Annotated in this window: 13 protein-coding genes and 1 pseudogene; 5 read left to right on the top strand and 9 right to left on the bottom strand. The window is 68.6% G+C overall.

Annotated features, from left to right (window positions below):
- The first annotated feature begins 60 nt into the window (after positions 1–60).
- Genes P2PM1_RS02955 through P2PM1_RS02965 form a run of 3 tightly spaced genes read left to right on the top strand, consistent with a single transcriptional unit; the run spans position 61 to position 3,190 of the window.
- Positions 61–1,305: an HlyD family efflux transporter periplasmic adaptor subunit gene (locus P2PM1_RS02955; RefSeq protein WP_186398041.1), complete on the top strand. Its 1,245-nt coding sequence runs from the start codon at positions 61–63 to the stop codon at positions 1,303–1,305.
- Entirely contained in the window at positions 1,302–2,489 is a 1,188-nt protein-coding gene (gene devC / locus P2PM1_RS02960; RefSeq protein ID WP_208985170.1) for an ABC transporter permease DevC, read from the top strand. Before P2PM1_RS02955 ends, devC begins: the two co-directional genes overlap by 4 nt.
- A 2-nt stretch (positions 2,490–2,491) precedes the next feature.
- Positions 2,492–3,190, top strand: coding sequence for an ATP-binding cassette domain-containing protein (locus P2PM1_RS02965; RefSeq protein WP_186386482.1), 699 nt, complete (start codon positions 2,492–2,494; stop codon positions 3,188–3,190).
- Positions 3,191–3,201: 11 nt separating this feature from the next.
- Here the strand turns inward: P2PM1_RS02965 and P2PM1_RS02970 are convergent, their stop codons facing one another.
- The 5 genes from P2PM1_RS02970 to P2PM1_RS02990 all read right to left on the bottom strand — a co-directional run bounded on the left by P2PM1_RS02970 (position 3,202) and on the right by P2PM1_RS02990 (position 8,219).
- Positions 3,202–3,933: a proteasome-type protease gene (locus P2PM1_RS02970; RefSeq protein WP_186396310.1), complete on the bottom strand. Its 732-nt coding sequence runs from the start codon at positions 3,931–3,933 to the stop codon at positions 3,202–3,204.
- A 120-nt stretch (positions 3,934–4,053) separates the two neighbouring features.
- Positions 4,054–4,875: a transglutaminase family protein gene (locus tag P2PM1_RS02975; protein WP_186398042.1), complete on the bottom strand. Its 822-nt coding sequence runs from the start codon at positions 4,873–4,875 to the stop codon at positions 4,054–4,056.
- Between the two features lie 75 nt (positions 4,876–4,950).
- The gene (locus P2PM1_RS02980) at positions 4,951–5,898 is read right to left on the bottom strand and encodes an alpha-E domain-containing protein (protein ID WP_186398043.1); all 948 of its coding nucleotides are present in this window, start codon (positions 5,896–5,898) and stop codon (positions 4,951–4,953) included.
- A gap of 6 nt (positions 5,899–5,904) precedes the next feature.
- Positions 5,905–7,326, bottom strand: a complete 1,422-nt coding sequence (locus P2PM1_RS02985) for a circularly permuted type 2 ATP-grasp protein (RefSeq protein WP_186386486.1) — start codon at positions 7,324–7,326, stop codon at positions 5,905–5,907.
- Between the two features lie 296 nt (positions 7,327–7,622).
- Positions 7,623–8,219 carry a hypothetical protein gene (locus P2PM1_RS02990; RefSeq protein ID WP_186398044.1) on the bottom strand — a complete coding sequence of 199 codons (597 nt, stop codon included), beginning with the start codon at positions 8,217–8,219 and terminating at the stop codon, positions 7,623–7,625.
- 89 nt (positions 8,220–8,308) lie between these two features.
- On the opposite strand from P2PM1_RS02990, the gene P2PM1_RS02995 reads away from it, so the two are divergent.
- Complete coding sequence (locus P2PM1_RS02995) at positions 8,309–8,986, top strand: YafY family protein (RefSeq protein WP_186398045.1); 678 nt, start codon at positions 8,309–8,311, stop codon at positions 8,984–8,986.
- Here the strand turns inward: P2PM1_RS02995 and P2PM1_RS03000 are convergent, their stop codons facing one another.
- The 3 genes from P2PM1_RS03000 to P2PM1_RS03010 all read right to left on the bottom strand — a co-directional run bounded on the left by P2PM1_RS03000 (position 8,987) and on the right by P2PM1_RS03010 (position 11,077).
- On the bottom strand, positions 8,987–9,325 hold the full coding sequence (locus tag P2PM1_RS03000; protein ID WP_244292944.1) for a hypothetical protein: 339 nt from the start codon (positions 9,323–9,325) through the stop codon (positions 8,987–8,989). It lies immediately after the preceding gene.
- 135 nt (positions 9,326–9,460) lie between these two features.
- Complete coding sequence (locus tag P2PM1_RS03005) at positions 9,461–10,288, bottom strand: aldo/keto reductase (protein ID WP_186398046.1); 828 nt, start codon at positions 10,286–10,288, stop codon at positions 9,461–9,463.
- Positions 10,289–10,459: 171 nt separating this feature from the next.
- Positions 10,460–11,077 (bottom strand): ATP-dependent Clp protease proteolytic subunit, encoded by a 618-nt coding sequence (locus tag P2PM1_RS03010; RefSeq protein ID WP_186386490.1) that lies wholly within the window; start codon positions 11,075–11,077, stop codon positions 10,460–10,462.
- A gap of 315 nt (positions 11,078–11,392) precedes the next feature.
- Here P2PM1_RS03010 and P2PM1_RS03015 point away from each other — a divergent pair, with 315 nt between their 5' ends.
- Complete coding sequence (locus tag P2PM1_RS03015; RefSeq protein WP_186398047.1) at positions 11,393–12,103, top strand: DNA helicase; 711 nt, start codon at positions 11,393–11,395, stop codon at positions 12,101–12,103.
- 280 nt (positions 12,104–12,383) lie between these two features.
- On the opposite strand, the pseudogene P2PM1_RS25330 reads toward P2PM1_RS03015, so the two are convergent.
- A pseudogene (locus tag P2PM1_RS25330) lies at positions 12,384–12,499 on the bottom strand (IS110 family transposase); the annotation flags it as partial.

The raw sequence follows: 12,499 nt of genomic DNA on the forward strand, positions 1-12,499 counted from the left end.
GTCCTTGCACTTCCTGTCGCGCGCTGTTAATGACTTTATGGTCATTAACAGGATCGTGTCATGTCCTCAATCCCCGGCCCCGGCCCCCGACCTGGCCTCGTCGAGACCACCGGGCCGCTAGCCGCCAAGGCAGCCGGCGCGGCGCCTGCCCTGCCGTTGCAGGCGGTGCGGCGCGAGTCGTCGCATCCCGGTTCGGGCCGCTCGCGACTATGGCCGATCCTCTCCCGGCTGCGTAGCCTTGCGCTCGGTCTCGCTCTCGTGGGCGCCGGCCTTGCCGCCGGCATTGTCCTGCAGGCGCGCGGAGTTCTGCCCTGGCAGGCCGCCGAAACGGGCGCTCCGGCGGCGCCTCTGCCTGCCGCAAGCGACGAGGAAACCGCCGCTGTCTTCGGTCTCGGCCGGCTGCTGCCGGACGGGTTCGTCGTCACCGTCGCGCCGCCCTTCGGAGCGGGCGATGCCCGTGTCGCGCGGCTGCTGGTTGCGGAAGGCGCGCTCGTCGAGGCGGGCCAGCCGTTGGCCGAGCTCGACAACCGGCCGCAGCTTCTGGCGGCGCTGGCATCGGCGGAGGCGACGGTCCGCCTGCGCGAGGCCGAGCTTGCCCGCCAGCGGGTCTTTGTCGCTGCCAGCCGGACGGAATCGCGCGCCGCGCTGGAGCGCGCCGAGGTTGCCGCCGCCACGGCCCGGCGCGAGCTGGAGCGCTCCCGCGAACTGCTCGCCCGCGGCCATGTCACCCGCGCCACCCATGACGATGCGCTCGCCCGGTCGGAGGCGGCGGAGCGCGAGGTCGAGAGCGCGCGGGCAACGCTCGGGCGCTATACCGCCGACACGCCGGATGGCCAGGCGGATATCGCCGTCGCCTTGCGCAATCTCGATGCCGCGCAGGCTTCCCTTGCCCTGGCGCAGGCCGATCTTGCGCGCTCCCTGGTGCCGGCGCCGGCCGGCGGCGTCGTGCTTGATATCCATGTGCGGCCCGGCGAGCGGCCGGGCGAGCGCGGCATTCTCGACATGGGCGACATCGACAAGATGATGGCGGAGATCGAGGTCTATCAGTCGCGCATCGGTGCCATCGAGACCGGCGCTCCCGTCGAGATCACTGGCGAGGCGTTCGAGGGGGCCATCTCGGGCAAGGTCGAGCGGATCGGCTGGGATGTCGGCCGCCAGACCGCGACGGGCGCGGACCCGGCCGCTCGCACCGATGCGCGCGTGATCAAGGTCTATGTCGCCATCGATCCGGCGGACATTCCCCGCGTGCGCCGCTTCACCAACCTGCAGGTCACCGCCCGCATCAAGACGGGAGAGGGGATGTGACGGGCCCGCTCACCCCCATGCTCACCGCGCTTCTCGGCCGGCTGCCCATCGGCTGGCTGCAGCTCGTCCACAACAAGGGACGCCTGGCCGCCGCGGTCTCGGGCGTTGCCTTCGCCAATGTGCTGATCTTCATGCAACTCGGCTTTCTCGGCGCGCTGGTGGAGAGCATCCGCCTGCCCTACACGGCGCTGAACGGCGACATTCTCGTCTCCGCCTCCGATGCCAATACCCTGTTCGACGGCAGCCCGCTGCCGCGCAGCCGGCTCTATCAGGCGCTTGCCGTGGAGGGGGTCGCCTCCGCCACCGGCTTCTACTATGGCCGCATCGACTGGAAGCAGCCGGACGGCACCATCCGCGCCATGGACCTGTTCGGCGTCGACCCGACCGGCGCACCCTTCCGCGAGCCGGCCCTTGCCCGCCAGGTCGAGAGCCTGACGCTGCCCGACACCGCGTTGATCGACAACCTGACCCGCAACGTGCCCGCTGACCTCTTCGCCGCCGTGGAGGCGGGCGAGCCCTATCGCTTCGAGACGCGCGGGCGGGAGATCACGGTGACGGGAGTGTTCGAGATCGGCGGCGGCTTTTCCGCCGACGGTTATCTCGTCGTCTCCGACCAGACCTTCCTGCGGCTGTTTCCGGCCCGCCTGCCGGGCGCGCCGAATTATGTGCTGCTGCGCCTTGCGCCGGGCGCCGAGCCGGCGGCCGTGCTGGCGCGCCTGCGCGCCGCGCTGCCGGCCTCCGACACCGCGGTGTGGACGCTGGGCGAGGCGGCCGCCCGCGACCAGCGCTTTCAGACGACGCAAAAGCCCGTCGGCGTCGTCTTCGGCTTCGGCGTCGTCATCGGGGTGCTTGTCGGCGTCATCATCGTCTATCAGGTGCTGTCCACCGACGTTGCCGACCACATCCGCGAATACGCCACCTTCAAGGCGATGGGTTATCCGCAGCGCTTCTTCCTGGGCATCGTCTTCGAGGAGGCTTTCATCCTCGCCCTGTTCGGCTTCGTGCCCGGCGTTCTCGTGGCGCTCGGCCTTTATGCGGCGGTGGCCGCCGGCACCGGCCTGCCGATCTTCATGCCGGCGGAGCGGCCGCTCCTCGTCTTCCTCGGCACGCTCGCCATGTGCGCGCTGTCGGGCGCCATCGCGACGCGCCGGCTGGCGCGGGCCAATCCGGCGGAGCTGTTCTGACCATGGCCGGCGATCTCATCTCCGCATCCGCGGCCATCGTCGTGCGCGGGCTCAGTCACTGGTTCGGCAGCGGCGAGGCGCGCAAGCAGGTGCTGTTCGACGTCGATCTCGAGGTTCGGCGCGGTGAGCTGGTGGTGCTGATGGGCGCGTCCGGTTCCGGCAAGACGACGCTGCTCACCCTGATCGGTTGCCTGCGGCAGGTCGAGGCGGGCTCGGTGGACTTGCTCGGCCGCGAGCTCAAGGGCGCCAGCGAGGCGGAGCTCGTCGCGTGCCGGCGGCAGCTCGGCTTCATCTTCCAGGCGCACAATCTGCACGAAAGCCTCACCGCGCTGCAGAACGTCCATATGGGGCTCGCCGTCCACGGGGATCGCGTCACCGGAGACGGGCGAGCGGCCGCGCGCCACGTGCTCGATCTCGTCGGCTTGTCGGAGCGGGTGGACTATCTGCCGGGCAACTTGTCGGGCGGACAGAAGCAGCGCGTTGCCGTCGCCCGGGCGCTGGTCGGCAATCCGCCGGTGGTGCTGGCCGACGAGCCGACCGCCGCGCTCGACAGGGAAAGCGGGATGGCGGTGGTGGAGATGCTGCGCCGGCTTGGCCGCGAACGCGGCACGACGACGCTGATGGTCACCCATGACAACCGCATCCTCGAGCTGGCCGACCGCATCGTGCGGATGGAGGACGGCCGCATCGTCGAGGGCTGAGACGCGCCGCCTCAGATCTCGAAGTCGGGAATTTCGGCGACTGCGTCGCGCAGCTTTTCCGACCACATGCGCGACAGGTCCGCGAAATAGGGATCGTTTTCGCGGATGCGGGTCTGGCGGTGGGCGGAGAAACTGTCGGTGTTGTAGAGCAGCATGTCGATCGGCATGCCGACCGACAGGTTGGAACGCAGGGTCGAGTTGAACGACAGCAGCACCAGCTTCGCCGCCTGGCCGAGGCGCATGTCCGCCCGGGTCACCCGGTCGAGGATCGGCTTGCCGTATTTGTGCTCGCCGATCTGCAGGAACGGCGTGTCGGCGGAGGCCTCGATGAAATTGCCGGCGGAATAGATCTGGAAGAGGCGCGGCGCCTCGCCCTTGATCTGGCCGCCGAGCAGGAAGGTGACGCTGAAGCTCTCCGAATTGGCGGCCAGCGCCTCGCCGTCGATGGCGCGCACGTCGCGCACCGCGCTGCCGACCAGCCGCGCCGCCTGGAACATGGTGTCGACCGAATGCAGGGTCGGCCGGCCAGGCTCCTCGCTCTTCAGCCGCTCGCTCAAGAGGCTCACCACCGACTGGGTGACGGCGAGGTTGCCGGCGGCCAGCATGCAGATCACCCGGTCGTCGGGCTTTTCCCACACATGCAGCTTCTTGAAGGTTGCGACATTGTCGAGCCCGGCATTGGTGCGCGTATCGGCGGCCATCACCAGGCCGCGATCGAGCTTCAGACCGACACAATAGGTCATGACCAGACAGTCTCCGAAAACGGGGAGGGCTTGCGCCCGGCCGGAAGGATCCGGCGACGATTCGCACGGGGCACCGGACCCGGCTGATTTGACAGGTTCGCGGCCGTCCGGGCAACGGCGCTATTGCTGAGATTGCTGCGATTCCTGTGAAACCGCCACTTCCACATCCATGTTCTCGTCGGACCCGCCGATGCGAATGCCGCGGATCGGCGCGGCGGAACGCGAGTCGAGGCCGCAGGTGAGGCGGATGTAGCGGTCCGTCGGGCACATGCCGTTCGACACGTCGAAACCGACCCAGCCGAGCGTCGGCAGCAGCACCTCGGCCCAGGCATGGTGCGCCTCGGAGTCCTGCCCGCCGTCCATCAGCATGTAGCCGGAAACATAGCGGGCCGGCACGCCGATGGCGCGGGCGGCGGCGATGAAGATATGCGCATGGTCCTGGCACACGCCTTCTCCGGCCGCCAGCGCGTCGACGGCCGAGGTATGCACCTCGGTGACGCCGGTGCGATAGGCGACCTTGTCGCGGATCGCCTGCATCAGGTCGTGGAAGCCGGCGACCGATTGCGCCCCGTCGCGCTCGGCGACCGCCGCCAGCCGGCGGATCGCCGGATTGGCGCGGGTCAGCGGCGTGAAGCGGAGGAAGACGTTGTCCGGCGTCGGGCTCCTCGGGTGGCCGATCACGCCGGCCCGGTCCTCCGTCTCGACGGTCCCCTCGACGGCGATGGTCAGTTCCGTCATGGCCTCGCGGTGGCTGATGACGTCGACCGGATTGCCGAAGGCGTCGATATAGCGGGCCGCGCCCTCGTAGCCCGGCACGTCGATCCTCCAGGACAGCACCTTCTGCCCCGCCAGCGTCGGCGGGGTCAGGCGCAGTTGCTGCACGGTATGGGCCAGCGGCCGGTCGTACCGGTAGCGGGTTACATGTTTGACGATGAGGCGCATGGCTCTCCGGCTTCCTCGTCTGCGTCCGGCTTCGCGCTCGGCCGCCGGCGTCTTGTCGTTCGGGCCGCTCGGGCTTCAGGCAAAGTGATAATCCGCGGCGAGCTGCGCGCCCAGCCCGTTGTTTCTGGCGATCATGTCGCCGAGGAACTCGTGCAGGCCCCCCTGGAAGATCTGCCGCATGGTTCCCTTGTCCAGCAACTCGTATGTGCGCCGGGTCATGTCGTAGCTCATCGGCCGTTCGCCATAGCGGGCGGTCAGCGCGTCCATGCTCTCGGCGATCCAGTCGTAGCAATAGGCCAGCGAGCGCGGCATCTCCTTCCGCAGGATCAGGAACTCGGCGATGTTGAAGGGGCGGATCTGCGCGTCGCGATAGGCGTGGCGGTAGCTGCGATGGGCCGAGACCGAGCGCAGGATCGTCGACCACTGATAGCGGTCGAGGTCGCCGCCGACCACCTCGTTGTCCGGCAGCAGGATCCAGTATTTCACGTCGAGAATGCGCGAGGTGTTGTCGGCCCGTTCGATGAAGCAGCCGAATTGCGAGAAGTGGTAGCCCTCGTCGCGCATCAAGGTGCCGAGCATGGCGCCGCGAAACAGCATCGAGCGCTGCTTGATCCAGGTCAGGAAGCCCGGCAGCTTGTCGTCGGTCATGTGCTGCGGGCGCACTTCCATGAACTCGATATAGGTCGTGTTCAGGCTCTCCCACATCTCGCCGGTGATGGCGGTGCGCACCGAGCGCGCGTTGTTGCGCGCCGCCTCGATGCAGGAGCGCACCGAGGAGGGATTGTCCGCGTCGAACAGCATGTGCGAGACCACAGTGCGCTTGGTCGGCTCCTCATGCTTCTTGAAGAAGCCCTGGTCGCAGCCGGCGCTGACCAGGGTCGAGCGCCAGTCGTCGGCGGCGTCCTGGCCCAGGCGCGGCGTCATGGCGATGCGGTATCCCACCTCCAGCAGGCGGGCCATGTTCTCCGCCCGCTCGTTGTAGCGCGAGGTCCAGAACAGGGATGCGGCGGTACGGCCGAGCATGGTTCGTCAGTCCTCCAGAACCCAGGTGTCCTTGGTGCCGCCGCCCTGGCTGGAATTCACCACCAGCGAGCCCTTCTTCAGCGCCACGCGGGTCAGGCCGCCGGGCGTGATGCGCACCTTGTCGCCGACCAGCACATAGGGCCTCAAGTCGACATGGCGGGGCGCCAGCCCCGATTGCACATGGGTCGGACAGGCCGACAGCGCCAGGGTCGGCTGGGCGATATAGTTGCCGGGATTGGCTTGCAGCCGCTTGGCAAAGTCGGCGATCTCGCGCTTCGACGAGGTCGGGCCGATCAGCATGCCGTAGCCGCCCGAGCCGTGCACTTCCTTCACCACCAGCTCCGGCAGCCGGTCGAGCACATAGGCAAGGTCGTCGGGCTTGGCGCAGTTCCAGGTCGGCACGTTCTTCAGGATCGGCTTCTGGCCGGTATAGAACTCGATGATGTCCGGCACATAGGCATAGATCGCCTTGTCGTCGGCAATGCCGGTGCCCGGCGCATTGCAGATCGTCACGTTGCCGGCCCGGTAGGCGTCGAACAGGCCCGGCACGCCGAGCATGCTGTCGGGGCGGAAGGTCAGCGGATCGAGGAAGGCGTCGTCGATGCGCCGGTAGATCACGTCGACCCGCTGCGGCGACTGCGTCGTGCGCATCCACACCTTGCCGTCCTCGACATAGAGGTCGCGCGCCTCGCACAGCTCCACACCCATCGTGTCGGCAAGGAAGGCATGCTCGAAATAGGCGGAGTTGTAGATGCCCGGCGTCAGGATACAGACCGTCGGATCGCCGTCGCAGTTCTCCGGCGCGACGCTTTCCAGCGTCTCGCGCAGCATGTCCGGATAGTGCTCGATCGGCGCCACCCGGTTCTGCTGGAACAGCTCGGGGAACATCCGCATCATCGTCTCGCGGTTCTCCAGCATGTAGGAGACGCCGGACGGGGTGCGGGTGTTGTCCTCCAGCACGTAGAAATCGTCCTCGCCGACGCGTACGAGGTCGGTGCCTATAATATGGGCATAGACCCGGCGCGCCGGGGCGAAGCCGATCATCTCCGGCAGGAACGCCTCGTTCTGCAGGATCAGCTCCGCCGGCACGCGGCCGGCCCGGACGATCTCCTGGCGGTGGTAGATGTCATGCAGGAAGGCGTTGAGCGCGCGCACCCGCTGGTCGATGCCGGCCGACAGGCGCCGCCACTCGGACGCCGACAGCACGCGCGGGACGATGTCGAAGGGGATCAGCCGTTCGGTGGCCTCGGAGGTGCCGTAGACGGCGAAGGTGATGCCAAGGCGGCGGAAAATCGTCTCCGCTTCGCGCGATTTCTTGCGCATCTCCGCCGGGGACAGGGTGTCGAACCATTCGGCGAGCCGCCGGTAGGGTGCGCGGGGCTTGCCGTCGGCGGTCAGCATCTCGTTGAAAATGGCGCTCTCCCCCATGCGTGTCTCTAACCCCTCGCACTCGGCCCGTCTTGTTGTTTTGCCGCGCGGGCCGCTTCGGCGATCCGCCGGCAGGACCCATGTTCGCAAACCGGGCAGCCGCCTTCCAAGTCCGAAATTGCGCCAGCCAAACACCCGTTCTGCATTTCCGGCAGGCAGGGTCATCGCGAGAGGACCTTGCGGCAACAAGCTTAACCTGCCGGCGGGGGACGTCAAACCGGGAGACGGCGGCGACGCAAAACGGCGCATCCCGGCTGTGGAATGCGCCGTCCTGACGGGCTCGGAGGCCTTTCGGATCACACCACTTCGCCGAACTCCATGCTCTCGGCCTCGATCAGGGCCAGGAAGGCCTCGCAATCGGCAGTGTTCGTCCAGCTCTCGCAGATGGCGATGGCCCGCTCGCGGCTGTCGGCGACGGCAAGATCCAGGAAGACGCCATGGTCGAGCCGCAGGAGCCGCTGGCCGCGCCAGCCGGGCTGGCGGGAGAGATGGCGCTCCACCATCTGGGCATGTGCGGCGCGCATCTGCGCTTCCGTCACGCCCGGCTTCAGGCGGAAGCGGCCGATCTCCAGTCCGTCCCCGGCGAGGAGGCCGACCGGAGACGGCTGGTTCGCCGCATAGTGGCCCATGCTGGCAACGCCGCTGATCGTGGCGCGGAAGCCGGCAAACTCGGCCGCCTCGCCGACCTCGCGCGCGGCCGAGAGCGCTGCGTCCTCGCTTTTCCAGGCGACGAGGTCGACACGCCGGGCCGCATCGCCGGTTCCCGTGAGCTGCGTCCAGGCGAGGAAGCCTGGCAGCGCTCTCGCCTTGTCGAGTGCGAGCCTGCGTTCATGGTCGGCGCGGGCCGGATCTTCAACCTCATAGGCGACGACTTCGAGACAATATCCCTGCATGGAATGCTCCTGTGCTGCGTGATGCAGTGCGGGAGATACGCGGTGGCTCCTGACACCTTCTGTCAGGGGCCTGCGCTACGGATGGCGCCATGAAGGTGTTTCGTCTGTTTGCCTTGCTCGACCGCCTACGGGAGGCGAGTGCGCCGGTCTCCGCCGAGGCGCTCGCCGATGCGCTCGAGGTGTCGCCGCGCACGATCTATCGCGACATGGCCACCCTGCAGGCGATGGGTGCGCCGGTGCGCGGCGAGGCCGGGCTCGGCTACCAGATGGAGCGCGGCTATTTTCTGCCGCCCCTGCGCTTCGACGCGGAGGAGATGGAGGCGATCGCGCTCGGTATGAGGCTGGTGGCGGCGCGCGGCGACGACGGCTTGCGCGCGGCGGCGGCGCGGGTTTCCGGCAAGATCGGCGCGGCATCGGGGGAGGGGGCCGGCAAGGTCACCGACCGCTTGCCGCTGCGCGCGGTAACGCGGGAGCACCCGCAGGCCGGTGTCGTCGATCGCTGGCTGCCGGAGCTCCGCCGGGTGATCCGCGAGCGGCGGATCGTGACGCTCGGCTATGTCGACCTCAGCCGGCGGGAGACCCGCAGGCGTGTCCGCCCGCTCGGCCTCACCGTGTTCGACGAGGTGTGGCTGCTGACCGGCTGGTGCGAGGCGCGGGAGGACTTCCGCAACTTTCGTGTCGACCGCATCGCCACCATCGAGGACACCGGCGAGCGCGCGCCGAACGAGCGCGGCCGGCGTTTCGAGGACTATCTCGCCACGCTGTGATCAGCGCCAGCTTCCCCAGGGCGAGAACAGCGGCGTCTCGCAGAGATAGCCGACGATGCAGCTATTGCTGTCGCGGGTGCGCACCTGGGCCGGGCGCACCGTCTCCCAGTGGTCGCACCAGCGCGGGCCGGCGACGAAGCGGTCATAGGTGTGGGGGCCGGTGGTCATCACCACCGCGCCGCGCCGGGCGACCAGGTTCTGCGCCTGGGCGCAGGTCATCTGCCGCAGGTCCGGGCGCTGGGCGAAGGCGGGCGGCGGGGCGAGGGTCATCAGCAGCAGCGCGGAAAGGGCCGCCACGGCCAAGCCGGTTCCTGCAGTCTTCAGATGGTCGATACGCATGCCGGGTCTCCCCCTGTTGTCGCGCCCGGCCTCGCGTGCCGCCGGGTCGCCCCATCGTCACTGTCGTCCGCCATCGCGGCAAAGCGATGGCAGGCCGGTCCCTTGCGGCAACGGCCTCGCGGCAGGCGGCGAGGGCTATTCCTCGTCCCAGTCGGGCGCCCAGTCCGGGTCGATGCCGCGCCCCTTCGGGCTGCCGAGGGCGGAAATCGCCGCCATCTCGGCCGCGTCGAGCTCGAAGTCGAAGACGGCGGCGTTTTCGGCGAGCCGTGCCGGCGTGCCGGTCTTCGGGATGGCGATGACATCGCCCTGCTGCAGCAGCCAGCGCAGCGTCACCTGCACCTCGCTCTTGCCGTGCCGCTTGCCGATGTCGCGGATCGTCTCGTTGCCGATGACGCGGCCCTTGGCGATGGGCGAATAGGCGATCAGCGCCATGCCGGCGGCCTCCAGCGCCGCGCGCACCTGCTTCTGGGTCAGGAAGGGATGATACTCGACCTGGTTGGCGACGAGCTGTCCTTTGGCGAGGTCCTGCGCCTCGCGCAGCATCGCGGCGGTGAAGTTGGAGACGCCGATGGCCCGCGTCCAGCCGCGCTGGCGCAGCTCCAGCAGCGCCTCGATCTGCTCGTTCAGCGGCACGCGCGGGTTCGGCCAGTGGATCAGGAACAGGTCGACATGCTCCAGCCCCAGCCGGTCGAGACTGTCCTCGCAGGAGCGCAGGATCTTCTCCGGGTCGAGGCTGTCATGCCAGACTTTGGTGGTCACATGGTAGCCGTCGCGGGCGCGGCCGGAGGCGCGCAGGCCCGCGCCCACCGCCTTCTCGTTGGCATACATCGCCGCCGTGTCGATATGGTCCCAGCCGCTTTCCAGCGCGGCGCGGACGATGTCGCGGCAGGCTTCGTCCTTCAGCGGCCAGGTCCCGAGCCCGAGCGCGGGAATGTCGATGCCGCCGAGGGTGAGTTGCTTCATGGCACTGCTCCTGTCCGGAGGTCGCGAACGGCGGGGAGGGGCCTGTTGCGCGAACCGGCAAACGAAACGGCCCGGCAGGCGGCCGGCACCCCTTGCGAGAGGGGCGGGCGCCGGCCGGGCCGGAGTTTGGGCCGGCGCCACCTCTCTTCTCAAGGGGGCGCCGGCGGGTCGTCAGTCGAGGTCGTTGACCGAGGCCGCGACCTTGCCGACCAGGCCGTAGCCGATCGCCTCTTCCGGGCCCATCCAGTAGTCGCGGTCGGTGTCCTTCTCGATCCGCTCCATCGGCTGGCCGGTGGCGGCGGCGAAGAGCTTGTTCAGGCGGTCGCGCATCTTGAGGATCTCGCGCGCCTGGATCTCGATGTCGGAGGCCTGGCCGCCGGCGCCGCCGGACGGTTGGTGCAGCAGGAAGCGGGTGTTCGGGGTGCAGTAGCGGCGCTCCCTGGGCACCGAGATGTAGATCAGTGCGCCGGCGCTCGCCACCCAGCCCATGCCGAGGATGCGCACTTCCGGGGCGATGAACTTGATTGTGTCGTGGATCATGTCGCCCGATTCCACGTGGCCGCCGGGCGAGGATACGATCACGGTGATCGGATCGTTGGAGACCTGCGCCATCGCCAGCAGCCGGGCGCAGACGTCGCGCGCCAGTTCCTGGTTGATCGGGCCGGTGATCAGCACCGTGCGCGCGTCGAACAGATGCTTGTCGACCTGGATGGACGGTGGCGTCTTGGTCTTCTCGTCGCCGTCCTCGTCGTCGAGGCGGCTCGGCACATCGTTCGGCTTGATGGTCATGTGCAAGATCAGCTCCTTCATGAAGACGGAATCAGGCCCGCCGGGCCCGGTTTCGTTCCCCATACTTAGGCGATGGATGTCCGCGCGGCAAAGGGGTTCTCGCAAGAAGGTTGCCGCGACTGCCGCAGGCGACAGCCACGGCGATTTCCCGGCGGCGGGACATCGGCTAAAATGCGAGTCGGGTGCCGCCCGCGCCTCCCCCCTCCGCTTCGGGAAAGCATGTGCCATGCCGGGCTTTTCGCATCACCGGACCACCCGTTCGGGCGCCGCATGAGGAGGGATTGCGCTCATCGCCCGCAGACGGAGACATCCGGCATGCAGCTTTCCGCACCCCTTTATCGCCTCAAGCGCGAGGCGCGCCTGCTCTCCCGCGAGGCGGGCATTCCCCTTGCCGCCGCGCTCGACCGCATCGCCGCCCGCGAGGGCCATGCCCGCTGGAGCCTGTTGGCGCGGCGCGCCGCCGAGCGCTCGCCCGCCGCGCTGATCTATCCCCGCCTTCGCCCCGGCGAGATGATCCTCGTTGCCGCCCGCCCCGGTCAGGGCAAGACGCTGCTGGCGCTTGAACTCAGCCTCGAGGCGATGAAGGCCGGCAACCGCGCCGCCGTCTTCACGCTGGAATATGTCGAGCGCGAGGTGGAGGCACGGCTCGAGCGGCTCGGCGCGCGGGGGCCGCTCAAGGATCTCCTGGCGCTCGACTGCTCCGACGGGATCTGCTCTGCCCGCATCATGGAGCGGCTGCAGGGCTGTGCTCCCGGCACGCTCGCGGTTATCGACTATCTGCAGATCCTCGACCAGCGGCGCGACACGCCGGACCTCGGCACGCAGGTCGCGCAGCTTGCCGCCTTCGCCCGGAACTCCGGCGCGGTGCTGGTCTTCGTCTCGCAGGTCGACCGCAGCTACGACCCGGCCGTGAAACCCTTGCCGGACCTTGCCGACCTGCGGCTGCCCAACCCGCTCGACCTCTCCCTGTTCAGCAGGGCCGTGTTCCTGCAGGCGGGCGAGATGCGCGTCGCGGATCTCGGCTAGGGGCGGGCTTTCCTCCCGTCGGCAAGCGCGTTGTTGCAGGCGCCGCGTCCGTGCTCTGACCTTCCCTAGCGTCCCGGACGGCGCGCCAGCGCCGAGCCGGGATCGGAGAGAGGTTGGGGTGAAGAGCACAGCAGAGACTGGGCCGGCGCCCTTCCACCCCACGCGGGCTGAAGGCGCCAATGGTTCCCGGCTCTGCGCTTGCGCGCGGCCGGGATGACGTCCTGAGAATAAGGCAGGGCCTTGCCATCCTTCTCGGCCGTCACCCCTCCCTCGGCCGTCATCAACTCTGTTGTTGGATCTGATCTCTGAGCCTTGCATTGAGGATGACGACGATCTTTCTCATGAGAGCGGCGATGGCGACGATTGGCTTCTTTCCGTTCTGGACAAGCCGTTGAT

Origin of the sequence: Stappia sp. P2PMeth1, from assembly GCF_900185735.1 — a bacterium.
Taxonomy (GTDB): Bacteria; Pseudomonadota; Alphaproteobacteria; order Rhizobiales; family Stappiaceae; genus Stappia.